Source organism: Pseudovibrio sp. Alg231-02 (genome assembly GCF_900143565.1).
Lineage (GTDB): Bacteria > Pseudomonadota > Alphaproteobacteria > Rhizobiales > Stappiaceae > Pseudovibrio.
Map to the genome: position 1 here is coordinate 160565 of NZ_FREX01000008.1, position 25220 is coordinate 185784.

Annotated in this window: 21 protein-coding genes; 12 read left to right on the forward strand and 9 right to left on the reverse strand. The window is 49.9% G+C overall.

All coding sequences use genetic code 11. The features are described 5' to 3' along the window. Positions 1 to 96: 96 nt before the first annotated feature. The 4 genes from DHN43_RS19965 to DHN43_RS19980 all read right to left on the reverse strand — a co-directional run bounded on the left by DHN43_RS19965 (position 97) and on the right by DHN43_RS19980 (position 5662). Positions 97 to 2757 (reverse strand): glycosyltransferase family 29 protein, encoded by a 2661-nt coding sequence (locus DHN43_RS19965; RefSeq protein WP_159096950.1) that lies wholly within the window; start codon positions 2755 to 2757, stop codon positions 97 to 99. A 56-nt stretch (positions 2758 to 2813) separates the two neighbouring features. Beyond that, positions 2814 to 3548, reverse strand: a complete 735-nt coding sequence (locus DHN43_RS19970; RefSeq protein WP_199914842.1) for a hypothetical protein — start codon at positions 3546 to 3548, stop codon at positions 2814 to 2816. 86 nt (positions 3549 to 3634) lie between these two features. Beyond that, positions 3635 to 4339, reverse strand: a complete 705-nt coding sequence (locus DHN43_RS19975; protein ID WP_108819788.1) for a glycosyltransferase — start codon at positions 4337 to 4339, stop codon at positions 3635 to 3637. A gap of 426 nt (positions 4340 to 4765) precedes the next feature. Beyond that, positions 4766 to 5662, reverse strand: coding sequence for a LysR family transcriptional regulator (locus tag DHN43_RS19980; protein ID WP_108819789.1), 897 nt, complete (start codon positions 5660 to 5662; stop codon positions 4766 to 4768). 277 nt (positions 5663 to 5939) lie between these two features. Here DHN43_RS19980 and blaPSV point away from each other — a divergent pair, with 277 nt between their 5' ends. After that, on the forward strand, positions 5940 to 6794 hold the full coding sequence (gene blaPSV, locus DHN43_RS19985) for a PSV family class A beta-lactamase (protein ID WP_208995520.1): 855 nt from the start codon (positions 5940 to 5942) through the stop codon (positions 6792 to 6794). 59 nt (positions 6795 to 6853) lie between these two features. Here the strand turns inward: blaPSV and DHN43_RS19990 are convergent, their stop codons facing one another. Then, the gene (locus DHN43_RS19990; RefSeq protein WP_108819791.1) at positions 6854 to 8368 is read right to left on the reverse strand and encodes an alkaline phosphatase family protein; all 1515 of its coding nucleotides are present in this window, start codon (positions 8366 to 8368) and stop codon (positions 6854 to 6856) included. A 214-nt stretch (positions 8369 to 8582) separates the two neighbouring features. On the opposite strand from DHN43_RS19990, the gene DHN43_RS19995 reads away from it, so the two are divergent. The 7 genes from DHN43_RS19995 to DHN43_RS20025 all read left to right on the forward strand — a co-directional run bounded on the left by DHN43_RS19995 (position 8583) and on the right by DHN43_RS20025 (position 16831). Beyond that, positions 8583 to 9356, forward strand: a complete 774-nt coding sequence (locus tag DHN43_RS19995; RefSeq protein ID WP_108819792.1) for a DeoR/GlpR family DNA-binding transcription regulator — start codon at positions 8583 to 8585, stop codon at positions 9354 to 9356. Between the two features lie 214 nt (positions 9357 to 9570). Further along, positions 9571 to 10410, forward strand: a complete 840-nt coding sequence (locus DHN43_RS20000; protein WP_193757850.1) for an EamA family transporter — start codon at positions 9571 to 9573, stop codon at positions 10408 to 10410. 205 nt (positions 10411 to 10615) lie between these two features. Continuing rightward, complete coding sequence (locus DHN43_RS20005) at positions 10616 to 11512, forward strand: LysR family transcriptional regulator (protein WP_108819793.1); 897 nt, start codon at positions 10616 to 10618, stop codon at positions 11510 to 11512. A gap of 104 nt (positions 11513 to 11616) precedes the next feature. Next, a complete protein-coding gene (locus DHN43_RS20010; RefSeq protein ID WP_063297700.1) occupies positions 11617 to 12093 on the forward strand; it encodes a formate dehydrogenase subunit gamma in 477 nt (158 codons plus the stop codon). Then, positions 12093 to 13634 (forward strand): formate dehydrogenase beta subunit, encoded by a 1542-nt coding sequence (locus DHN43_RS20015; protein ID WP_108819794.1) that lies wholly within the window; start codon positions 12093 to 12095, stop codon positions 13632 to 13634. The genes DHN43_RS20010 and DHN43_RS20015 overlap by 1 nt, the downstream gene beginning before the upstream one ends. Positions 13635 to 13638: 4 nt before the next feature. Next, entirely contained in the window at positions 13639 to 16509 is a 2871-nt protein-coding gene (fdhF, locus tag DHN43_RS20020; RefSeq protein WP_108819795.1) for a formate dehydrogenase subunit alpha, read from the forward strand. 103 nt (positions 16510 to 16612) lie between these two features. Continuing rightward, entirely contained in the window at positions 16613 to 16831 is a 219-nt protein-coding gene (locus DHN43_RS20025) for a formate dehydrogenase subunit delta (RefSeq protein ID WP_057463687.1), read from the forward strand. Positions 16832 to 16909: 78 nt separating this feature from the next. Here DHN43_RS20025 and DHN43_RS20030 read toward each other — a convergent pair whose 3' ends face one another. The 3 genes from DHN43_RS20030 to DHN43_RS20040 form a co-directional block, all read right to left on the reverse strand. After that, on the reverse strand, positions 16910 to 17707 hold the full coding sequence (locus DHN43_RS20030; protein WP_108819796.1) for an enoyl-CoA hydratase-related protein: 798 nt from the start codon (positions 17705 to 17707) through the stop codon (positions 16910 to 16912). Between the two features lie 73 nt (positions 17708 to 17780). After that, positions 17781 to 18632, reverse strand: coding sequence for a carbon-nitrogen hydrolase family protein (locus tag DHN43_RS20035; protein ID WP_108819797.1), 852 nt, complete (start codon positions 18630 to 18632; stop codon positions 17781 to 17783). Positions 18633 to 18656: 24 nt separating this feature from the next. Beyond that, complete coding sequence (locus DHN43_RS20040; RefSeq protein ID WP_057463690.1) at positions 18657 to 19535, reverse strand: MurR/RpiR family transcriptional regulator; 879 nt, start codon at positions 19533 to 19535, stop codon at positions 18657 to 18659. A 604-nt stretch (positions 19536 to 20139) separates the two neighbouring features. Between DHN43_RS20040 and dctP the strand changes: the two genes are divergently transcribed. The 3 genes from dctP (at position 20140) to DHN43_RS20060 (ending at position 23148) form a co-directional block, all read left to right on the forward strand. Continuing rightward, positions 20140 to 21174 carry a TRAP transporter substrate-binding protein DctP gene (gene dctP, locus DHN43_RS20050; RefSeq protein ID WP_063289337.1) on the forward strand — a complete coding sequence of 345 codons (1035 nt, stop codon included), beginning with the start codon at positions 20140 to 20142 and terminating at the stop codon, positions 21172 to 21174. 85 nt (positions 21175 to 21259) lie between these two features. Then, a complete protein-coding gene (locus DHN43_RS20055) occupies positions 21260 to 21862 on the forward strand; it encodes a TRAP transporter small permease (RefSeq protein WP_057463692.1) in 603 nt (200 codons plus the stop codon). Continuing rightward, positions 21859 to 23148, forward strand: coding sequence for a TRAP transporter large permease (locus DHN43_RS20060; protein WP_063290604.1), 1290 nt, complete (start codon positions 21859 to 21861; stop codon positions 23146 to 23148). The genes DHN43_RS20055 and DHN43_RS20060 overlap by 4 nt, the downstream gene beginning before the upstream one ends. A gap of 432 nt (positions 23149 to 23580) precedes the next feature. On the opposite strand, the gene DHN43_RS27095 is transcribed toward DHN43_RS20060, so the two are convergent. Beyond that, entirely contained in the window at positions 23581 to 23778 is a 198-nt protein-coding gene (locus DHN43_RS27095) for a hypothetical protein (RefSeq protein ID WP_152986719.1), read from the reverse strand. A 24-nt stretch (positions 23779 to 23802) separates the two neighbouring features. Here DHN43_RS27095 and DHN43_RS20065 point away from each other — a divergent pair, with 24 nt between their 5' ends. Next, positions 23803 to 25167, forward strand: a complete 1365-nt coding sequence (locus tag DHN43_RS20065; protein ID WP_108819798.1) for a TolC family outer membrane protein — start codon at positions 23803 to 23805, stop codon at positions 25165 to 25167. Positions 25168 to 25220 lie beyond the last annotated feature (53 nt).

Sequence of the window (25220 nt, forward strand, 5' to 3'; positions counted from 1 at the left end):
ATGACATATTATAAGCTTTCATTTGATTTTAAAGTTATCATAAGAGCGTTGCATCGAGATGCACTAAGAACTGTGCCTGCACATTCAGTATAAAAATTAATAAAGGTGTATATTGCTGTGTGCTGGTAGAACGCAATTCTTCACGTAATTTTGTTCCCTTTGAGGGCTATGGCGGTATCTTCCAGTAGCTTCTAGGAGGCTCAGTCCCTCACGGATGATGTGTTTGGATTTGTTAAAGTCAAAACCCACCAAGGATAACTCCTCAAGCTTTGTCTGACGGAGAAACTCAAGCCAAATGATTCCGGAAGTAGGCTCTGCTGAGAGCTTTTTCTGCAATTTCTTTGTATAGAAACTCGGTAATCGTTCTACTTTGTGGTCTAGAATAAATTTTGATGACAGGTGATGTAAACTTGGGTGAGGTGCGACATTGTGAGTATTAAAAATTGGCGCAAAGAATAGTTGTCTTGAACGATCTGCCGTTGAACATGACCAGATGTCTGATTTTGTGCCAATCGCTGAGATTGCGGTATATTCCTCTAAAATATGATTTGGTGTTTTAGGATCTAAGACGGTGTAATCTTCTGATTGACTAGAACGGGCATCAGTAAATATTCCGTAAATGTACTTTTTGCATGTGGAATCAATAGTCATACCTTTCTTAACGATGTAGGGACACCCAAGGTTCATTCTTATAACAATATCGTGACTATCGATAAATTCAGCTGCATTGCTCTCGAGTAACTTTCCAGCATTTCCGACAAGGCACACACGTTTTCCTGTCAACATGTCCGCTTGGAAGTGCGGCATAAACAAACCTTTCGAGCGGTTAACGGCTTCATGGTAATAGTTTTTTTGGATGACTTTCTTTGCTTTTTTTAAAGGCTTATTAGTTTTCCTAACAACATCAGCAAAAGACAATCCCAAAAGCTTGGATTTCTTGAACTCAACTTTTTTTGCTCGCGATGCCGCTAGTTTTTTCTCATCTTGATAGTAGTTGTAGACTGGGTTCTCAACTACTCGAGTAGCTTCGGTGCCCGCAAGTGTATTATAAAGATGAGTTTCATCAAGTTTAAAGCTTGTATGATAGAGGAACCATGAAAGGAAATGATCGTATCGCTTGATACGTGAGACATCATCTTCAGAGATAGCACGTTGATAGGACGGAATGAGGACTTTACTGGATACTGTTGTGACTGCTTGATCGTAGATAGCTCTACCGAAAGCAATAACAGGTTTCCCCAATAACATTGCTTCTAGACCGACACCACTATTAATGACAGCTACACATTTGGATTTTGCCAGTACGTCGTGAATATGTCCGACATTAGAAAAGAGCAGATGCTTGCTTCGCCATTTTTTCCTTGCTGTGTCGTAAAAATCGCTAAGATCCAGAGGGTGCTTTCGAAATAATACTTTAAGGCTCTGACTCTCAGCAAGTTTTGCCATATCTTCAATGAAGTTTTCTAATGTACAACTGGCGTGTAGAGTCAGAGCTTCATCATCAGGAATCTGAAGGACAGCAAGAATATCAAAATCTGGTATTGATTGATGTTTTTGGTTCTTTTGCGGAGCTTTGGTTTTTTTTTCAGCTTTTAGTTCAGCTTTAAATTTCTCTAGTCGTGGTTCAATAGAGAAGTCTAAAAAATCATCTGAACTTGCCCAATCTGCGGAAGGGCCCCAACCAGTAGAAGAACAAGTAAATATCTCTGGTAGATACTCCTGCATATAGAAAGTAGCATTATCAACTGGAAGTTGATTGTGCGTTTTGTGGGGAATGTAAAGCCGATCGACAAAATGGAGTCGGTCCACTAGCTCCTGAGTTATCTCCCATTGAGCTACAGGTAAGATTCTGGCAGAATTTTCAGGTTGTGCCGACAGAGAAATAAGGCGTGCCATTGCGCGCCATCCAATCCGACCCGGACGAGATAATCGGGAAACACGAATTGAAAAACTATTATCGTCTAATGGCTGCTTAGTGCCGATATCCTGTAGTGGAAATAGCACCAGGTTCTTTGGTTTGCTCTTGGTGCACTCGATCTTACTTTTCAGGCCGGTAAGTTGCTTTAGTTCACCTTGGACATGATCAATTGGACGGCGCAAAATATATGAGTTTCTGCGTAATGACTTATCGCGATAATATTCAGGAATACACCCAGTCTTAATTTTGTTGTTTTCTTTAAGGATAGCTTTCTTGATAAGGCCCACTTCAGAAACGTCTGTTTGTATGTTGGCTGGAGCAATGTGATTTTTCATGAACTCCAGAAGGCGGTAAGTTTTAGGAGAGTGTTTTAACCAAAGAGGTTGAGGGTAGGCAATACGATGTCCGTCTTCTTTAAGGCGGATGGTATGCACCGCCAAATCGCAGTTTTGTAGGACAACAGGCAATAATGTCAGATCTTCAACAACAGTAAAATCGACTCTTAAAATCAATAGGGCGTGGTTTGATCGACCAGCCAGCCAGCTTGCAGCCTCATAGAGGGCTGCTGTATTGGTGGTAGAAACATAATCTGAAGTAAATTCAAATTTGTAAATTGTTGTGGCAAAGAGTTGTTGGCTTACCTGTTGTAAAAGCTCAGTAGCTTCTTCATCACCATCTGAAATTCCAATCACAACACGAAGGCCTGGAGAGCATGCCTCGCAACTGAGTAAAAACTGTTCACCAGTTGCGAGAAATTCCTTCCCGCTACAAACAATCAATATCTGCCAAAAGCTATGGTCTGACTTATCGAAACCAAGGCGTTGAATAGAATGAGTCACAGATAGCTCCTGGATGTGTCGTGAGCATTTAAGCCACGTCACTTCTTTTGAAAATTTTATTTAGAAAAACTTTGTTTCAGAAAACGAGGAAGTTTACGTGTAAAGGATAGAGTATCCCGCTCTTTACTGCGTCCCTCAATTTTTCGGCCCCCTTTGAGGTGATCAACATATTTACCTAACGCGCTTTTTATAAAAATATGTCCTGTTTGCCATCTACTTCCGAGCTCCTTAAAAGTTGCTCTCTTAGCCTGCTCCATTTCCTGAACGATTTCCCAAAAAATGTAGCTGTCGTGATTTTCTTTGAATGTAAGGAATTCACCAGAGAGATAAATCTGCTCAAATCTGTTGGCAAAATTCAAGATCTCAGGATGATTTAGATTGTACCCTACCCAACCACATTCTGGATATCCGCGTCGATTGAGGTAGGCGGCGAGTTGCCTCGCGTTGGGTGCCATTTTATCAAGAAACTTTTCTGGTATTACAGTGTGCGTAACAGTGTCAGCATCCAGCCAAATAAGTTGGTCGAAGGTGCCATGGCAGCGACGAATCGCATCTGTCACTGCAAAGACTTTGTTCGAAAAGCGATAAGCATCCCAACGAAAGTTATTCGTTTGCTCTGGAACAATTGGATTGGTGCCGTTGGCAAAAGGGTTATCGTTATAAGAAGATTTAAATTGCTGTAGCTTTGGTAGAGCTACCAAAGGATCTACCAACTGTAATCTTGGCTCTGAGAAGCTAACGGAAGTCTTTTCAGGGTAAACTAGCATTGAGACTGTGTCTGGCCACTTCATTAGGAAGCTTTCGATACACCGTTTTCCATATTGCTGATACCCAGCTTCGTGAAATGTAGTAACGACACAATGTTTCATGATTATCTTTAGGCTGGAACTGGTTTGGACTTTTCAATCTGCTGTGCAGAAAGCATTCGTGATTTATAGCGCTCCCAATCTTGAGAATAATCGCAGTGTTTGAACTCCTCAAAATAAGGGCCTCCAATTGTGTAATGCACAATGGCGGCATTCGGGTCAAAATCATAAACACCAACTAGATGATTCCACTCTAGCGGAAGTGGACCGATCTGATCATCATTTGCAAGCCATTTGAATTGGTGAAGCTCTAAACCACTTCGCGTGTTAACGTATTCAGGAGTAAGTGATTTGCATTGTGCATTGTTGAACAGCATGACGCTGGACCAATTTTTCTTTGCATATTTGCTCTGAAGATTTCCTAAGAATTTGATGCCTTCTTCCGGTTCATAATCATGTTTGCAGCACATAACTGCATACCGATCGTCGCGAAGTGCCCATAGCTCTGCAATGTCTTTACGAAATATCATGTCGCAATCCATAAACAAGCTCCATCCCTCGTAGTCCGAGAGATAAGGTGTAAGAAAACGACTGAATGAAAATTCAGTTGATTGAAGAGGATGTGTTTCGCGATTAAAAATTTCTCTTAATGAGGATTTCTCAATCGGGCATATTTGAACTGGGATTGATGCGGTATCAATTATGCTTTGACAAAGTGTATGGTAGGCAATGATCTCACGGCTATCATAGCCGATGAAGATACGAGGTATAGACATTTTAAAAGCCTCAAAGTGGCGTGCCAGAGATTCTTGGCTTGGTATGAAAATAATATGAATACTTCATCTTAGAAGTTAAATGTCAAGATATAATAGTGTTAATTTGATTTGTTGTCAGTTTGAGAGGGTGGGGTTTGTTTTAGGTTGGTGCAAATTTATGCTCTGCGCAATAGTTATTTATTATATCATTGTTTTTATTGTGAGAATAGTAAATGATATAATTTTTATGTTGTTTGAGGTTGTTGATGATCGCCAAATAATTAAATTTATTTAGGTGGCTATTAAATCTCCAGTCGCTTTTCAAATGTTTAGGATGGCTGGTAATTACCTTGAAGGGGCATGAACATTAACTGCGGTCTAACTTGCCGACCTAATTATGATTGGCCACACTTTGTCGAACTGCGCAAACGAAAGTGCGCCCTTTACTTAGGAAGCTGTGTGTGTCGAGTTGAGGGAAACTAACTTTTGGGTGAGTAGCCAGTTTTTGAAGAGGGTGGTTGCTGGGGTGGCGGGTTTGGATTTGAGGTGGGTGAGCCAGTATTTGCCGGTTGTGACTTCGAAGGGGAATGGTCTGACGAGGCGACCTTCTGAAATTCTGCGCTTGAACATGTCATGGGGCAGAAGGGCGATGCCTAAACCTGCTTCAACCATGTCGGCCATGGCGAGGGATGAATCGAAGACTGGGCCTGTGATTTTCGGGCAGGCTGTCGCTGCGCGTTGGAACCATAACTCCCATTCATCTGAACGGTAGGACCGGAAGAGCGTGTGATTGGTGAGGTCCTGAGGGGTTTTGAGAGAGAGGCCGATATCTGGTGAACACAATGGGGTTAAAGGTGTGGTCAGCAATGGTGTTGCTTGCAGGCCCGGCCAGAGGCCTTCACCAAATCGTATTGCGATATCAAGGCCTTCTTTGGTGATGTCGACGCGGTTGTTGTTGGTGAACAGTCGCAGCTTCACACCGGGATGTTTTTGCTGAAAGTCCGGCAGGCACTCGATGAGGTAACCAGTTGCAAAGGTGGTCACGACGCCGACATTGAGGGTTTCCTGATAGCGACCATCAAGGAAACGGTCGAGGATATTTCCGATCCTGTCGAAGCTTTGGGTGAGGATGGGGTGTAAGGCTGTGCCTTCATCGGTGAGGATCAGACCTTTCGGGGTGCGGTGGAAAAGAGGTGTTCCCAGTAGCTCTTCCAGAGCGATAAGTTGATGACTTACAGCGGCTTGTGTGACTCTCAGCTCGATCGCAGCGCGGGTAAAACTGCCTTGCCGGGCGGCGACTTCGAAGGCGCGGAGGGCGTTGAGGGGGATGTTTGGTCGGTCCATGCCTATTAGTTTTTCTAATATTTGTGTCGAGAATTAGTCGTTTGTGGCTCTATCTAAAAGTGTTTAGGTCTGAGGATGCATCTTATTATACCGGTGCCCACCACATGAAATTTCTAGCTTAAGCGCTGGTTTTAGCGAATTTATGCTGCTGAGTGTTCTGCTTTGCGGCAGGGGATAGGCAGTACCTGTTTCATGAAATTTATTTGTTGATGGGGCCGCTGCTCACCATGAAAGGAATTGGAGAATGTTGCGTTTTTTAGAGGAAAGCTGCGTCCCTATGAGACGGTTTGCATGTGCGTTGGCCTTCACGTTGAGCTTGCCTTTGGTCAGTGAGGCTGGGCCACTGATGGACACAGTCAGTCAGTTGGAGACTGAGGTTGGAGGGCGCATTGGTGTGGTGTTGCGCCATACCGGATCTGACTGGGCCGTTGAGCATCGGGCGGACGAGCGGTTTCCCATGGCCAGCACGTTTAAGGCATTGCTCTGCGGAGCCGTTTTAAGCAGTGTTGATCGCGGTAAAGAGAACCTTGGTGATCTTGTCACTTACAAAGCAACCGAGCTTGTCTCTTATTCTCCTGTTACGGAGAACCATGTGGCTTCAGGAATGAGTGTTGGCCAGCTGTGTGAAGCGACGGTCACCATGAGCGATAACAGTGCTGCAAACTTGCTTTTGAAACGCGTTGATGGGCCGGAAGGGCTGACCAGATTCTTACGTGGGCTTGGTGATCGGGTGACGCGTCTGGACCGGAATGAGCCAGCTATGAACGAAGCCAAGCGCGGAGATCCCCGTGATACTACTTCGCCTTCTGCTGTGCTCAAAACATTAGACAGGCTGCTGTTTGAGGATGTGTTGCTTCCATCTTCCCGTGCACAGCTGCAGCAGTGGATGGTGGATGACAAGGTGGCTGATGAGTTGATCCGAAAGCATCTGCCGAAGGGCTGGCGCATAGCAGACAAGAGCGGTGCTGGTCACAATGGTTCGCGGGGGATTATCGGTGTTATCTGGCCGGAAACGGGGAAGCCATATCTTGCAGCAGCCTATATGACGGGCAGTGATGCGAGTTTTAAGCAGCGCAATGCGGTGATCGCTGAGATTGGGAAGGCGATGATTGAGGAGATTAAACAGCGCTGATCAGCTGTTTGTCTGTCCGTGGTGAAAAACGGGGCATGGTGTGATGCCCCGTTTCCGGGTCAGTGTTTTGGGCCGTCTGTGGTGATCATCCAGTTGGACAGGGTCTTGTCCATGTTCTTCATACGGTGGCGGAGCAGTTCGCGGGTCATACGTGCCAGTGTTTGAGCATGCTCTGGCTTTTGCGCCAGATTTTCCATTTCACCTTTGCCCTTAGCATCAAACAGCATGGGGGGCAGATCAGCTGCAAACTCCACAAGTGTGAAACGCTCATCGCGCAAGATGCTCAAGCAGGAGTTGTCCAGTTTGGTTCCAAGCTGTTGCTGCCAGAGTGTTGGTTCCAAAGGATCAGCGAAGTCCAGCTCTGACATAGAGACCGTGCGCCAGTCCTCAGGGGTTTCACCTTTAAGGAACGGGAGCAGGGACTTGCCATCCACGGAGCCAGGAACATCCTGCCCGACCCATTCCAGAATGGTCGGCATGATATCGATGGACTCGGTGATCTTTGAGACCTGCGTTCCGTGCTCTCCCTCTGGCATGCGGATGATGAGAGGGGTGTGGTAGGCCGCATCATAAACGGTCATTTTCCCCCAGCTGTGATGGTCGCCCAGCATTTCGCCATGGTCAGCTGTGATTATCACCATGGTATCGTCGTACTGTCCTGTGTCTTTGAGGAACTGCACAACACGGCCTACATGGTGATCCACTTCTGTGGCTAGCCCGAGATAGATTGCGCGCAGGGTACGGATGTTCTCGTCTGTTGGTTCCAGATCTGGGAAGCCCTCAACAAAGCTGGCTGCGCTGTTGTTTTGCATGACCGGGGTGAAGAACGGATGTTGGGCTTGCTCGTCTTCCGCGCTTTCCAGTCGCTCTGGGAGCGGCAGGTTTTGCGGATCGTACATGTCGTTATACGGGGCAGGGGCGACGAGCGGAGGGTGCGGACGAATGTAGGTAAGATGCGCGAACCAGCTTTGCTGACTGTAGGCTGGCATTGTCTTGAGGAAGGCATCTGTTAGAAACGCCGTGTCGCTGTCTTCAGCTGCATAAAGCGCGGGATCGTTGAGGCGTGGGGCTTTGCCTTCCGGTGAGATGGGCTTGTAGACGTCCCAGTACTTCTCAAATTTATACCCCTGGTTCATGAGGTGAGACTGCCATGGATAGGACATATCCATGCGCATCTCCGTTATCTCATGGAAGCCGTTCATCGGGTATTCGTAGGTTCTGACTGCCGGGTCGTTCGGATGGAAGGCACGGGGATCCTGTGAGGTGTCCGTGTATCCAAACAGCATGGGCAGATAGCCCGCCTTGCGCATTTGCATTGCGATGTTGGGCGTGTCGTGCCTCAGCGGTGTGCCATTGCGCACGGAGCGATGGTTCATGGCGTATTGCCCTGTCAGCAATGACGCTCTGGACGGGCCGCAGGGATTGGTGACGGAGAAGTGGCGTGTAAAGGTGACGCTGTCTTCCATGAACGCGCGCAGGTTTGGCAGGTTTACGTGTTTGCCAAGTTCACCGAACACACAGTCCGCGCGCAGCTGGTCGATGATGATAAAAAGCACATTGCGTTTGTTTTGCATGTTCCTGATCCCCCAAAGCCACAGGTGTGGCGCAGTCCGACAGACCGTTACTCCGGCAATATGAAAGAGAGATGTAACTGTGGTCGTTTGCCAGCAAATAATCCACAGCTACACACAAATTCCAACATAAATCGACATATGTGTTGGAATTTGACTGTAGTTGTGGAGTAAGGCAGTCACAGAACGTGATTATCAGCGTAAACGTGAGGGGCAGATGTCTCATAGCCACCGCGAACTGGAACTGTTGGAAGTTCTAAATCGACTTGGCGGATCGGCACGCAATGCTGATCTAGCAAAGGCACTGGATGTTTCTGAAGAAACTGTGCGCCGGACGGTGAAGTCTTTGTCGATTACTTCAGACCTTGAGCGAGTGCGCGGCGGGGCCTATCTGGCGAGCTCGCAAAACGACCCAAGCTTCTTTCGCCGTATTTCGCAGCGCACCAATGAAAAACGGCTGATCGCCGCTGTTGTGTGTGATGTGATTGAAGATGGCATGACCGTCTATCTGGATGTTGGCTCCACCACGGCATATGTGGCGGAAGACCTGAGATTGCGCAGGAACCTGACGGTGGTTACAAACTCCATTGGTGTTGCGCAGACACTGGTGAATGTGAATGGCAACCGTGTGCATTTGCTTGGTGGTGAAATGCAGGTCAATGATCGGGGAACCTTTGGTCACGACACCTATTGTCAGGTACAGCGGTTCGCGCTTGATATGGCCATCTTCAGCCTTGATGCGGTCTCTGCCAGCAAGGGGTTTCTCTATCAAAGCAGTGTTGAATCCCAACTGAGTGCTGCCATTGCAGAGAAGGCGGATCGGGTGCTGGTTGCGTTTGATCATGGCAAGCTGAGTGAGACAGCGCCGTATGTGGGACCGGACCCACGACAGGTGGATTATGCGGTGACCGACAGCCCACTTGAAGAACCGTTTGTGACTGCCTTTGCGGACTGGGGCATTCAAAGCTTCATAGCCTCCCGAAAAAGCTGAGTTGAAACACGACTACTCGCCTGTGATTTGCTTAAAGCTGCACGCAGGTAACCAGATGCAGAAATCGAAAACCTTCGAAATTACAGCATTTTAAAAGATAGATAAAACAAGATGGAAGCCGGATTTCTGGTGTTGCGAGGTCAGTCGCAGCTTGGATGATGGAGCTTTGCAAAAGCTGCTGGGCAGGCTTCCGCACTACGAATGGTTTTGATTGATGAGCCTATCCATCATAATGATAATCCTTGCAGCAGCACTGCTGCATGCGATCTGGAATGCGATTGTTAAAACAGCAGGTGACCGCACACTCACCCTCGGACTTGTGGCGTTCGGCCATGTGATCCCAGCGGGTGTGATGATCATGATCCTGCCTTTGCCAGCACCTGAGAGTTTTGGCTACGTGGCGCTCTCCACCTGCATTCACTTTGTCTACTATTACACGCTGGGGCAGGCATACCGTCATGGGGACCTGAGTGTGGTCTATCCCATTGCACGCGGTATTGTCCCGGCGCTGGTCTCCTTATGGGCGATGCTGTTTGTGGGCGAAGTACTGCCGTTTTGGGCGTGGTTTGGCATTGGCTTGATCGGGTTTGGTATTCAGATGTCCAGCTGGTCTGCCTTGCGGCAAGGTGTTGGCGGCGCGGCGCTTGGGTTTGCGGTTGCCACAGGTGTTTGTATCTCCGCTTACTCGCTGGTTGACGGTGTTGGTGTCCGGCTTTCTGGCAACACGCTGAGTTACTGGGCGTGGGGTGCGTTTTTGCAGGTCTTTATCGCAGCCTTCATTGGTGTGCGGCGGTGGTCTGTTTTGCCAAGTCTTTCCAGGAGAACATGGGCGCTGGGCCTGACGGGCGGTCTTGTCTCCATGATTGCTTATGGTCTGGTGCTTTATGCTAAAAACTTTGCACCGCTGGGCGCTGTCTCAGCCTTGCGCGAAACCTCCGTCATCTTTGCCGCCTTAATCGGTTTTGTCGTCCTGGGTGAAGGCAACTGGGTGCGCCGCATGCTGGCCGCCATATTCATGGTCGCTGGTGTAAGCTTCATTGGTATGAACGTCTGATTGCAGAGTTTATCCAAACTGCGCCGTGTTCTTGACGTTCCGCGTTATCGTTCTTGCTCTGAATATGCTAGTTCATTTCAGAGCTAAGAAAAAACATCTAAGGGATTGCTTGTAGGAGGATATGAGCAATCTCGAGCGGTATCTGCCTGACAAGACTGGTGCTTGCTGATGGATGGTGTTGCGGGAACGTTTGCGAGGATAACCCATGATCGACAAGCTGGAGATGTTTATTGCGTTGGCGCGTGAGAAGCATTTTGGGAAGGCGGCGGACGAGTGTGGTGTGACGCAACCGACGCTTTCGGCCAACATCAAGCATCTTGAAGAACAGCTTGACGCTCTTTTGGTTCTGCGTGGCTCGCGTTTTCAGGGGCTGACGCCAGAAGGGGAGCGGGTGCTGGAATGGGCCCGCAAGCTTGTGGCTGATACGCGGACCATGAAGCAGGAGCTGAAGGCGGTCAGTGATGGTCAATCGGGTACACTGCGGATTGCCTCTATTCCCACAGCTCTGACGTATGTTCCTGAACTCACCACATGCTTTAGCGAGGAAAACCCGGGCGTTGATTTTGCGGTGTTCTCGCGTCCGTCCTCTGAGATACTGGCGCAGCTGGAAAATCTGGAAATTGATGTGGGGCTGACCTATCTGGACAACGAGCCTTTGGGGCGGGTTTTGCAAATCCCGCTTTATCGGGAGCGCTACTGTTTTGTGGTGGCTGAAGGTGGGCCACTTTCTGGCCGCGAGCATGCCACGCTGGAGGATGTGAGCAGGGTCCCGTTGTGCTTGCTGACCAGTGACATGCAATGCCGGCGTATCATCAACAATATCCTGCATGATGTTGATGTGGTGGCAAAGCCTGTGCTGCAGTCAGATTCCATCATGTGCCTGCTGGCGCATGTGCGTACCGGGCGGTGGGGGACGATTATCCCGCAGGCCGTGGCGCAGACAATTGCCTCCGATCATCTGGAGATTATCCCGATCTCTGATCCTTATGCCAGTATTATGGTTGGATTGATTGCGACGCAGCGTGAGCCTCGTGCGCCGCTTTTGGACATTTTTTTGAAGAGAATTACTAGAATTTCGCAGGGCAAAGAGCTCTCTACGTGATTTCCTTGATAGGGATGTGCAATCGCCCAACGGATATATCATATTGATTGCCTGCGACATATTGTGCCAACACGAAGCATTGACGTGCGAGGAGGGAGGATTTTATGGCCTTGCAGACGCAATCGCAGGATATAGAAAAAGAAACGGCCGCGATTATTGATGTCCACGAACATCAGGAAGGGCCGCTCCTGCCAATCCTGCACGATGTGCAGGGGAAATTTGGTTATGTTCCCGAGGATGCGCTTTTAAAGATCGCAGATCGGTTGAACCTGAGCCGTGCTGAAGTGCACGGCACAATGAGTTTTTACCCCGACTTTCGTACAGAACCTGCCGGACGCCATGTGTTGAAGGTTTGCCGTGCAGAAGCCTGCCAGTCGATGGGCGGCGAAAAGCTTGCAGATGATATTCAAAGAGACCTTGGCATCAAGTGGCACGAAACCACGCCTGATGGGAAGGTGACACTGGAGCCGGTCTATTGCCTTGGCCTGTGCTCGTGTGCACCAGCTGCCATGATGGATGGCAACCTGCATGGCCGCCTTGATGAAGACGCTGTGCTGAAGCTTGTTGAGGAGGTGAAGTGATGGGGGCTGTCCTTTACGTTCCTTGCGACGCTGCTGCTTTGGCGGTTGGCGCTGACCGTGTTGCTGAGACGCTGGCGGATGAGCTGCGCACGCGCGGTGTGGATGCGACAATCATCCGTAACGGATCTCGCGGTATGCACTGGCTGGAGCCGCTGGTTGAGATTGAAACCGAGCAGGGCCGGATAGCCTATGGTCCGGTGAAGCCATCTGATGTGGCCGGACTGCTGGATGGTGGTGACCATCCTTTGTGTCATGGTTTGACCGAAGAGATACCTTATCTGAAGCGTCAGACGCGTTTGACGTTCTCCCGCTGTGGTATCACTGATCCGCTTTCTCTTGAACATTACGAGATGCATCACGGTTTTCTTGGCCTGAAGCGTGCGCTTGAGATGACGCCTGCGGAGATTGTGCAGGACGTGACAGACAGTGGTCTGCGTGGCCGTGGTGGTGCTGGTTTTCCGACAGGTATCAAATGGAACACTGTGCTGAAGGCGCAAGGTGCGCAGAAGTATATCGTCTGTAATGCAGATGAGGGTGACAGTGGCACGTTCTCTGACCGGATGATCATGGAGGGCGATCCGTTCGTTCTCATCGAAGGCATGGCCATTGCCGGTATCGCGGTGGGAGCGACCAAGGGATACATCTACACCCGCTCTGAATACCCGCATGCGGTTGCTATTATGCAGGACGCGATCAAGATTGCGCGCAAAGCCGGTATTCTCGGAGCTTCCGTGATGGGCTCTGATCATGCATTCGATATGGAAGTGCGCGAAGGGGCTGGTGCTTATGTGTGCGGCGAGGAGACCTCGCTGCTCAACAGCCTTGAAGGCAAACGCGGTATCGTGCGGGCGAAACCTCCGCTTCCTGCGATTGAGGGTCTGTTTGGCTGTCCGACTGTGGTCAACAACGTGATGTCGCTGGCGTCTGTGCCAATCATCATGGATCGCGGCGCACGGTTCTACCGCGATTATGGTGTTGGCTATTCCCACGGGACTATTCCGATCCAGTTGACTGGCAACATCAAGAACAGCGGGTTGTTTGAGACGGCTTTCGGACTGACACTGAATGAGCTGATTTACGATATCGGCGGTGGCACCTTGAGTGGCCGTCCGGTGAAGGCTGTTCAGGTTGGCGGTCCGCTGGGGGCTTATTTCCCGCCGTCTTTGTTTGACACGATCTTTGATTATGAGGCGTTTATTGAGCGTAATGGCATGATTGGCCATGCGGGGATCGTGGTGTTTGATGATACGGTCGATATGCTCAAGCAGGCACGCTTTGCCATGGAGTTCTGCGCCATTGAGAGCTGCGGCAAGTGTACGCCGTGCCGTATTGGGTCTGTGCGCGGTGTGGAAGTGCTGGACCGGATTGCTGAAGGGGATCAGCCGGAGCAGCAAGTGGAGTTGCTCACTGACCTTTGCGATACGATGAAAATGGGCTCGCTGTGTGCTCTTGGCGGGTTTGCACCTTATCCTGTGATGAGTTCTCTGACGCATTTTCCGCAGGATTTTCATGTAAAGCCATTAACAGACGCGGCGGAGTGAACCCATGACCCTGATTAAAGAAACAGACTTTGGTACTCCTCAATCGACCGCTGAAAAGACTGTCACTATCAACGTTGATGGTTTTGATGTGAGCGTGCCTGAAGGAACCTCTGTGATGCGGGCTTCCATGGAAGCTGGTATTCAGGTTCCCAAATTGTGCGCGACGGATATGGTTGATGCCTTTGGCTCCTGCCGCCTGTGTCTGGTGGAAATTGAAGGGCGACGCGGAACGCCTGCCTCCTGTACCACGCTGGTGGAAGAGGGGATGCAGGTTCGCACCCAGACAGATCGTCTTAAAGGCCTGCGCCGTGGTGTGATGGAGCTTTACATCTCTGATCACCCGCTGGACTGTTTAACCTGCGCTGCCAATGGTGACTGTGAGCTGCAGGATATGGCCGGAGCGGTTGGTCTGCGCGATGTGCGCTATGGCGCTGATGCGCAGAACCACTTTAAAATGCGTGATGGCGGCGGTGAGGTGAATGCCTGCTGGAAGCCAAAAGACGAGAGCAATCCTTATTTCACCTATGACCCTGCCAAGTGCATTGTCTGCTCGCGCTGTGTGCGGGCCTGCGAAGAGGTGCAGGGAACTTTTGCGCTGACCATTACCGGTCGTGGCTTTGACTCTCGCGTGACAGCGGGGATGTCTGAAAGTTTCCTCGATTCTGAGTGTGTGTCCTGCGGTGCCTGTGTGCAGGCGTGTCCGACAGGGACGCTTCAGGAAAAGTCTGTTATCGATATCGGACAGCCGGAACGTTCTGTGGTGACGACCTGCGCTTACTGTGGTGTCGGCTGTTCATTTAAGGCAGAGATGCGCGGTGATGAGCTGGTGCGCATGGTGCCGTATAAGGATGGCAAGGCGAACCGTGGTCATTCCTGCGTGAAAGGCCGCTTTGCTTATGGCTATGCGGCGCATCAGGACCGTATCCTCAACCCGATGGTTCGTGAGAGCGTTGATCTGCCATGGCGGGAAGTTTCCTGGGATGAAGCCCTGAGCTTTGCAGCGAACAAGATGAAGGGCATTCAGCAGCAGTACGGCAAAGAGTCTGTTGGAGTGATCACGTCCTCTCGCTGTACCAATGAAGAGACTTTCCTTGTTCAGAAGCTGACACGAGCCGTGTTTGAGAACAACAACACGGACACTTGCGCACGCGTATGTCATTCACCAACCGGTTATGGCCTTGGTCAGACGTTTGGCACCTCTGCGGGGACGCAGGACTTTGACAGTGTTGAGCATTCCGATGTGGTGCTGGTGATCGGGGCAAACCCGACGGACGGGCATCCGGTGTTTGGCTCTCGTTTGAAGAAGCGCTTGCGTCAGGGTGCAAAGCTGATCGTGATTGATCCGCGCCGGACTGATCTGGTGAAGTCTCCGCATATCAAGGCCTCGCACCATCTGGCGCTGCGTCCGGGAACGAACGTTGCCATTGTGACTGCGATGGCGCATGTGATCGTGACTGAAGGCTTGTTCGATGAGGCCTTCATTCGTGAACGCTGTGATATGGATGAGTTTCAGGATTACGTTGAGTTCGTATCCAACCCAGCCAACAGCCCTGAAGCTGCTGAGTTGCTGACGGGTGTTCCTGCTGAGGAAGTGCGCGGTGCAGCACGACTTTATGCGCGCGGCGGGAATGGTGCGATCTATTACGGTCTTGGTGTAACGGAACACAGTCAGGGGTCCACGACTGTTATCGGCATCGCCAACCTTGCTATGCTGACTGGTAACATCGGCAAGAAAGGCGTTGGTGTTAACCCGCTGCGTGGTCAGAACAACGTGCAGGGCTCCTGTGATATGGGGTCGTTTCCGCATGAACTGCCGGGCTATCGCCATGTGAAGAATGCTGATGCGCGTGATATCTATGAGCAGATCTGGGGTGTGACCATCTCTGACGAGCCGGGCTTGCGTATTCCGAACATGCTGGATGCGGCTGTTGAGGGAACGTTCAAAGGCATCTATGTGCAGGGTGAGGACATCTTGCAGTCTGATCCTGATACCAAGCACGTTGCTGCAGGTCTTGCTGCCATGGAATGTGTGATCGTTCATGACCTGTTTTTGAATGAGACCGCGAACTATGCGCATGTGTTCCTGCCTGGTTCCACCTTCCTTGAGAAGGATGGCACCTTCACCAACGCTGAGCGGCGTATCAACCGTGTGCGCAAAGTGATGGCACCGCGCAATGGCTATGCGGATTGGGAAGTGACCCAGTTGCTTGCAAATGCCATGGGGGCGAACTGGACCTATACGCATCCTTCTCAGATTATGGAGGAGATTGCGGCAACCACTCCAAGCTTTGCCAATGTGACTTACGACCTTCTGGAGGAGCAGGGCTCAGTTCAGTGGCCTTGTAATGAGGAAATGCCGGAAGGCACGCCAACCATGCATCTGGATGGGTTTGTTCGTGGCAAAGGCCGTTTCATTCGGACCGATTATGTTGCGACGGATGAGAAAACCGGTCCACGCTTCCCGCTGCTTTTGACTACGGGCCGTATTCTGAGCCAGTACAATGTTGGCGCTCAGACACGGCGTACAGACAATGTGGTCTGGCATGAGGAAGACGTGCTGGAGATCCATCCGCATGATGCAGAAGTGCGCGGCATTAAAGATGGTGACTGGCTCAAGCTAATGAGCCGTTCTGGTGAAACCAGCTTGCGGGCGAATGTGACGGATCGTGTTTCAACGGGTGTTGTTTACACCACGTTCCACCATCCGGCGACACAGGCAAACGTGGTGACGACCGACTATTCTGATTGGGCGACGAACTGTCCGGAATACAAGGTGACGGCTGTTCAGGTTTCTCTTTCCAACGGTCAGACAGACTGGCAGGAAGAGTATCAGGAGCATGCTGTTCGGTCTCGCCGGATTGAAGCTGCGGAATAAGTGTATTTGACGCTGGGCTGCATGAGTATTTTCTGATTTTAGGGATGCTTGTGCAGTCTGCGCGCAATGGAACTGAGAGTTTAAAAGGGAGGAGAGCTCGGGTATGGCACCAGAAAAGCTCACCTACATGGCAAACCAGATCGCTGGTTTCTTCAAGCATAAGCCGCATGAAGAGGCGGTTGCAGGTATTGCCGATCACATTAATGATTTTTGGGAGCCGCGGATGCGGCTGCAACTGTTTGATATTGTGAAGGATGGCGGAGAGGGGCTTAATCCGCTGGTTTTGGAAGCAGAACCTTCCATCCGCAGGCCTGCGAAGTAAGGCATTTCTTGTTTCTTGAATGAGCGCTGTACGCTGCCGGGTATCCGCCAGTATGCAGCGCTCTTCTCGTTTTGGTGCCTATTTCATCTTTTCCATGAAGGCGAGCACAGCTTCCAGATGTTCGGGCTCATTGTGGCTCATACCCTGAAAACACGCGGACAGGTCGAGGAAGTCTTTTAGCTCAGTGCGCTGGGCCATCTTCAGCAGGCGCTTGGTGAGGCGCGTGGCCTTTGGGGGCTGAGAGGCGAACTGCTGAGCCATCTTGCTGGCTTCTGTCATGAGGTCGTCTGGCTCGTACACATCCAACACAAGGCCGTATTCCTTGGCTTGCTGGGCATTGATAACACGTCCTGACAGGGTAAGCTCTGCCGCGCGCTGGTAGCCGATCAAGCGCTGCATGAACCATGCGCCGCCATCGCCGGGGATGATGCCAAGGTTCAGGAAGGTCTCTCCGAACTTGGCTTTGGTGGAAGCCAGGCGGATGTCGCACATGTTGGCAAGGTCAAAGCCCGCTCCGATGGCAGGGCCGTTGACGGCTGCAATGATAGGCACTTCTACATTTTGCAGGGCGAGAGGAATGCGCTGGATGCCGCGCCTGTAGTGGTTCTCCACCTCAGCCACATTGCCAGCGAAGTCACCGCCGCGTTCTGCCATATCTTTGATGTTGCCACCTGAGGAAAAAGCTGAGCCTGCACCCGTCAGAAGTAGGACTGAGACATCAGGGCAGATGTTGACCCATTCCGCCGTTGTCACGATGTCGTCAATCAGCGCAGAGCCGGTGAGGGCGTTGCGCAGGTCATGGCGGTTCATGGTGAGTGTGGCAACGCGGTTTTCAAGCGTGAGCGTTGCGTCCGTAAGTTGTGGCAGATCTGTCATGGCGTGTTTTCCCTCCAGAAAGTTGTTTTGTTGCAACCGATACTAGAGGGAAAACTGATGGGAATAGAGCTAGCTATTGGTTGAGCAGCTCAGGTTCCTGATGCTTAAGTTGGGAGTAGTCTTCCAGCAAATCCTTGCGGAATGTGTAGTCTTCGCGCGCTTGATCAATCACAGCCGTATCCAGCTCAAAGCTCTCAAAATGCTCGTTGGTTTGAGGGAAGATTGTGCGCGGTGTGTTCTCATCTGTCCAGGGAGGACAGAACGTGGAATTACCGAAGTTCTCGCCAGCGCGATTGAGGCTGAGGAAGAAGATCTGACTTTCCAGAGCGCGGGTGACCACAAAGTCGTGCCAGCTGAAGAAGCTCTCATCCCGGGCATACGCGCCGCTGTGCAGGATAAGGTCAACGCCGTGTTGCAGAGCCAGTGCGCGGCTGAGTTCAGGGATGCGGATATCGTAGCAGATGATTGGCGCAACCTTTATGCCCTTTACAGAAAACGAGAAAAGGTGGTCGCCTTTCTCGAAGTATTCCTTCTCCATAGATGCGCCATACTGGCAAATGTGGAGCTTATCGTAGCAGCCAATGACAGCTCCGTCCGGCCCGACAGCGACCTGAGAGATCTTATAGTGATCCTCTTCTTTGCGCGGCATGCCGAAGACGATTGTGGTGTTGTGCTGTTTTGCCAAAGCGCCAAATGCTTTGACAGAGGGGCCGTTCAGGTCTTCTGCCAGCACGCCGAGTTCAGCGAAGGCATCTCTGGAGTAATCAACGGTCGAAAGCTCAGGTAGAACAACCAGATCATGTGGCTTTGCAGTGAGTTGCTGATGCAACTTGGCGGTCACGGATCGCACGTGTGCGTCTCGCTGGTCTGCTGTGGTCATCGCAGGAATGTTGATCTGACCGGCAAGGAGACTGAGCTTTGTCATAGGGTATTCCGAGTTCTTATTGGTTTATTGGTCTGGCCAGTATTCGCCGAGTTCATTGCGGCAGCGTTCCAGCCTTGTGATGTTGTCGATGACGACCTGCCCGCTATCTGCCACCAATAAGCCAAGGATCATTTCCAGAAGGGCCGCAGTGGCGACGTAACTTTCAAAGAAATGCGGGCTTTGAACAGGTGTGAGCAGGAGGTCGGTTGAATAAGTGGCAAGTGGGGATGTTCTGGTGTCGGTGATGCCGACGACCGTTGCACCCACTTCATACGCCCGTTTTGCAACGAGCACAGTGTCTGCAGCGCATGGGTTCAGGGAGATTGCGACGACAACGTCATCGGCGTTGATGTACTCAACCTGATCTGCGATTTCGCCATTCTTGCGATTGATGAGCCGCCAGTTGCGAAAGCACATGGAGGCAACATAGTGCAGGTAATTTGCGAGTGAGTGAGATGCATGCATACCAACAACAACCACGTTCCGGGCGGTGGCCAGTGACGAGACGATTTGTTGGAGATGATCCCGGTCGACGGTGTCGAACAAATGCTTCAGATTGCCAAGAGCTGCGCTTTTGAAGCTTTGCAAAGAGGCTTCAATATCCGAGGTTCCATGTGTGGCCTGTAGCTCTCCGGCTCGGGATGGGTAGTTGGAGGAAAAATCCTCGAACCCGCCGCGATAGACATCACGCAGGGCATTGTAGGTTCCAAACTCAAGAGATTTTGCAAGTCTGTTCATGGTGGGAGGAGGGACGTCTGCACGGGCTGCAACCTGACGCATGGACAGGGTGGCAACATCACTTGGATATTCCAAGACATAAGCCGCGCTCTTTTTGAGCTGCTTGCTTAGATTTGGATAGGCTTTCGTGAGTTGATCAACCGTCTCCTGATAGCTTTTCGTCATAGTTTCCCCTCCCAAACGAATCATTGTTTTAAATTTTTTGGTGCAAATGGATCAAATGTATCAGCCACTCAAAATTCTCGATTTTTGCGTGTAGCGTTTCTGCATCTTCGATGTTCCTCTCGATTTTCGACCGATATTAAATTGATATATCAGTGTCTTTTTTTGATGCAGAAAATTGCTGCTGCCATTTGGTTTGCCTAAAACCCTATAATTTGAAGAGCTTTCCGCCCAAAATTTCTTCAAATTCAGTAGATATGACTAGTTCATAAGGTGACAAATGGTCAATAGTGAAAAAAATATGGATCATTTGAATTATATCTAGTATGTTTCCCGAGTTAGTAAAAGTATGCATGTGAAACGCACTGCGCTTTATTGCCAGTTCTTCGCATCTATTCGGCACAAGGGGATAAGCACTTACAGGGACATCACTCATCAAGAGCAATGAAAGATGTTTCTGATCGCGGCCCCTGAGCTGTAGCAATCTAAAAATCTTGAGTGACACGATTTGACGCAAGTCGCCTGTGTTGTGAGAGGCATAATCGGCCATCCGGGAGCCAATGATAAGCAATAGATGCGTATCTGGATGGTTATTAGGGAGACAAGAATGAACAAACCTAGCCTTAAAACTGTATCAAAGGGTTTCCGTCGCGTATTGAGCGTAGGTGCGGCAAGTGCAATTGCTTTGACACTGGCGTCCTCCGTATACGCTGCTGATCTGCGTCTGAAAATCGCTGGTACGGTACCTGTCGATCACGAAGGCACCAAAATGCTGAAGCAGATCGAAAAGGAAATTGAGGCTGCTGATGTTGGCCTGAAAGTTTCTGTCTTCCCTGCAAGCCAGCTCGGTTCCGGTGAGTCTCTGGTTGAAGACACCATCCGCGGTAACGTGGACTTTGTGATGGCGTTCATCTACTCCCACAAAGATCCTGTGCTCGACATCATGTCCATGCCATACCTGTTCACCAGCTGGGATGATCTGGAAAACGTGATGTTGAACCCAGATTCTGAGTACAACAAGATCATCAATGAGCGTCTTGAAAACCTCGGTCTGAAGCTGTTCAACCACAACCCAGAAGGTTTTGTTGGTGTTGTTGCGAACAAAAAGCCTGAAGACTACGCAGGCTTTGGCGACAAAGGCATGAACATCCGTGTCTGGTCTTCTGCTGTTGTTAAAGACATGGCTGAAACTCTGGGCTACAACACCACCACGATGGCTTGGGGTGATATGTTCCCTGCAATGCAGTCCGGTATTGTTGACGGCACCTTGTGCTGCACCAAGCAGGCTGCTTACACCATCTTCGCAAAGTCCAATGTTGGTAAGTACTTCGTAGAGTACAATGCGATCTCTGAAATCAACTCTTTCTATGGTTCTCTGAAAACCTGGAATAAGATGAATGATGAGCAGAAAGCTGTTGTGAAAGCTGCGTTTGATAAAGCTTCCAAGCAGTACTTCCAGTTCAACAAAGAGAACGATGCGAACTTCAAGCAGAAACTCGTAGAGTCCGGTTATGAAGTCCTGAGCTTCACCCCTGAGCAGGAAAAAGTTCTTGCTGAGCGTGTTCGTGAAAAAGTTTGGCCTGCAATGGCTGAAGTTGTTGGTCAGGACACCATTGACCGTCTGAAGAAAGACTTCCAATAAGCCCTTCTCTTCAAGGCCGGCGCATACCCTGCGCCGGCCTTTTCTATGACTTATTTGGTTTCAAGAAACGAAGGGCAAATATCAGATGAGTATTCTGACGAGCGAACTTCCAAGGCCAGTGGCTAAACCGCTGAACGGCGTCATTAAACTGATGAACTTCATGATTACAGCCGGCGGTGTAATCATGGCGCTCACATTTTTTATGGTTGTGATTGTCCGTTATGGTTTTGGTGGCAACCTTTTTGCCTATGAAGAATGGCTGATGACCATCAGTTTCTGGATGTTCTTCATGGCTGCTGCTGTCGCCTCAGCACGCAAAGAGCATGTCAACGCAGACGTGCTTGGCTTTCTGATCAAAAACCCACGCATCATCTGGTGGCGTGAGGTGGCTGTAGAAATCATTGAAATTGGCGTTTTGAGTGCGGTCACGTATTGGGGCTGGCTCATGCTTGAGGAAGAACTTGCCTCCTACCCAATGTGGCAGACAACCGTTGCGCTGAAGATTCCATTTTTTGCGCCTCGATTAGCTATTTTCCTGGGCTTCCTGTTCATGACCATGTTCGCCGTGCTGCACTTTTATCTGCTGCTGCGAAACGGTCCTAAATGGCCGGAACGGGAACCCCGCGAAATTGCGGAAAACGTACACCCTGAAGAAGAACCAATAAAAGCTCAAGGGGCAGCGCAATGATTATTGTTGGGTCAATTGCCATTCTATGCGGCCTTTTGCTGCTTGGTGTAAGCGTACACTTAGCATTTGGCGCAATTCTTATTTTCCTTGCCTATATGGGCGGCCATGATGTTGCTGGTTATCTGCCAACCGGCCATTGGAAAATGAACAATGTGGTTCTGCTGGCTATTCCGCTGTTCATCATTGCTGGCGGTATTATGGAAAAAGGGCGTATCGCTGCGCCTCTTGTCAGCGTGGCGGAGCTGTTTGTCGGGCACATCAAAGGTGGTTTGTCTGCTGCAACTGTGCTTGCGTCCGGTGTATTCGGTTCAATTTCCGGAAGTGCAAACGCGACACTGACTTGCATTGGTGGCATCATGATGCCGCATCTGCGCAAAGCCAACTATCCTGAAGGCCAGTCAGCTGCGCTGATCGTTAGCGCTGCACCTCTTGGATTGTTGATCCCGCCAAGTGCCTCTCACATCTTGTATGCTTGGGTTGCACAGCAGTCCGTGCTGCGTGCATTCCTTTCCACCGTCATTCCCGGTTTGATCCTCATTACGCTGTTGATCATCGTAAACCAAGTGATGCTGCGCAAGCATAAAGACATCAATCTGGAAAAGCGTCCAGATGACTTCAATTACGAGTTCAAGCGTCGCGGCCTGAAAGCGTTTCCTGCATTGATGATGCCTGTCATCATCCTCGGCGGGATCTATGGTGGCATCATGACACCAACGGAAGCCGCTGGCGTTGCTGTTGTTTATGCGATCCCTGTTGCGATCTACGTTTACCGTGGCCTGACCTGGAAAACCTTCCGTGAAACCATTTTGAACTCAGGCATCACCATTGGTGTGGTGATGGCGATGATCTTCATGGTGTTGATCGTGAGCCGCTTCCTGATTTTTGAAGACATCCCAGCGATTGCAGAGGAATTTGTCTACTCCGTCTCTGAAGATCCAATCATGATTTTACTGATGGTGAATCTGGTGATGATCATCATCGGTATGTTGATGGATGATATCTCCGGTATCCTGCTCTCAACGCCGCTGCTGCTTCCAATCGTGCAGGGCGTTGGTATGGATCCGATCCACTTTGCGGCTGTTTTGGGTGTGAACCTGGGCATGGCGAACATTACGCCACCGACTGCTCCACTGCTGTATCTGGGATCCAAGGTGACGGATACCTCGGTTGACAAGATGCTGAAGCCGACGCTGATGTTCATCTTCTTTGCATGGTTGCCAACACTGGTGCTGACCACGTTCATTCCGCAGCTGGCTCTGTACATTCCAAACCTGCTGCTGAACTAAGCGTTTTGCAAAATGATGCAGATTTTAAAGAGGCGGATGTCGAAGCATCCGCCTCTTTTTTGTGAGGGAGCCCCTGAGTTTTAAGGGGATCTTGAGCTTGAGAACGAAGGCTATGGGTGAGGGGAAACTAAAAGAATCAGTATTCGGTTTTTGGGTCTTATAGTTAACATGTGGGAACTGTTGGATTTCTCAGAGTCCACTTGCGTAAATAAAATTCAATGACAGGTGGTATTTTAGAGAGTGTGAATGAATATCTGTAAAATTTTATCTTTCTATATATACTCAGTACTTTTTTAGGCTGAATACAGTTGACTCGTTTTCTTTGTAATTCTCTTTTTCTCGAGGTGTTTCGCTAATTTCGTTGTAATGCGTTTTGCATAATTTGCTTTAGTATTTGATTGTTCTTGTGTTTATCTATGTATTTGCTTTGGTTTAGTTTGTTTGTGTCTGGGTGATATCTTGAGATTTTGGGGTACCATTTATACTATGAAAAAATATATTGATAAAAATCTCTACACGTGATTTTACTCTGTTAGATTTTCTTTTTGTTTTTCCCATGGCCGGAAAATCAGGGGCGCTGTAATGATGAAATTCTGCTGCCTTTGGTTGTTTGAGGTAAACGCCGTTCATGGAAAAGTCATTGGGGTGTAGGCAATGCTTTTTCGAGGTACTTCTGTTGCACTGTTGATGTGCGCGTTGGGAGTGACGTCAGCTCATTCTGCGTCTTTACGAGATGCTGTTGAAACCGCCGTTCTCACTAATCCAGACATTGTAGAGTCCGCTGCAAACAGAAGGGCGCGTGATCAGGAATTGCGTGCTTCTCAAAGTGCGTTCATGCCGAAGTTGAGTGTGAATGCTTCTTTTGGTGCGGAGCGCTTGCGCAGGGCACAATCCAACACCACTGAGCAATGGCGTGCAGCCAAGCAGGTGAGTGTTGAAGCTGAGCAGCTGTTGTTTGATGGCTTCGGCTCAGTGAATGAGATTTACCGCCAGAGCGCCCGTGTTGATGGTGCTGCTCTGCGTGTTCTGGAACGCTCTGAAGCGATCGCACTTGATGCTGTTGAAGCCTATGTCGATGTTGTGCGCCATCAGAAGATTCTGAACAAGTCCAAAGAGAATACTGCTCTTCACCAGCGTCTCGCACGTGAAGTGAAAGAACGTTACGATGGCGGTGAAACTGGTGCCGCTGATCTTGCTCAGGTGCAGGAACGCGTTGCCGCCACTGGCATGATTACAGCAAGCGTGCGCAAGTCATTGCTGGATGCAATGGCGAAGTATCGCCGCGTCGTTGGTGTTGCTCCAAGCAATCTGGGTGCTGTTTCTGCTGCAAACTCAGCTGCTGCAAAGAGTTTGTCTTCTGCACTTGCAATGTCTCGTCAGAGCAATCCGTTGATCTTGTCGGCTGAGGCTGACACGGATGCTGCTGGTTTTGCGATTGAGCAGAGCAACTCCTCCTTCATGCCACGGGTTACTCTGAATGGTTCTGCCAATTTCGGAGATGACCTGAATGGTTATGAAGGGCGTAGTGATGACTACCGCATCATGGTTCGCCTGAGATGGAACCTTTACAATGGCGGTTATGACAGTGCGATGCGTGGTCGTGCGGTTGAGCAGCATGCAGAAGCACAGGCACGTGTTGACCGTATGCGCCGCGAAACTGATGAAGCTGTTGAGCAGGCATGGGCGTCTGTTCAAACAACACGCGAGCGCATCTCCGCTCTGCGTCAGACCGTTTCTGCCAACCAGCGTGTTGTGAGCGGTTACCGTCAGGAATACAACATTGGTCAGCGCTCATTGCTAGATGTGCTGAACGCTGAAAACGCGTTGTTTAACAGCCGCATCGATCTGATCTCTGCAGAGTATATTCTGAAGTTCTCTACCTATCAGCTGCAAGGTACCACTGGTAACCTGCTGGCGATGTTCAACATCACTCCACCAGCTGAATCAAGAGCCGACCGCCGCGGGAACACATCGATCTTCCCTCAAGCTGCGGGTTTCCAGATTGAACCACTTCGTTAATGGTGTAATCTGCACGCATAGCCGAAATTTTCTTCAGGAAGGGAGCCTTTGCG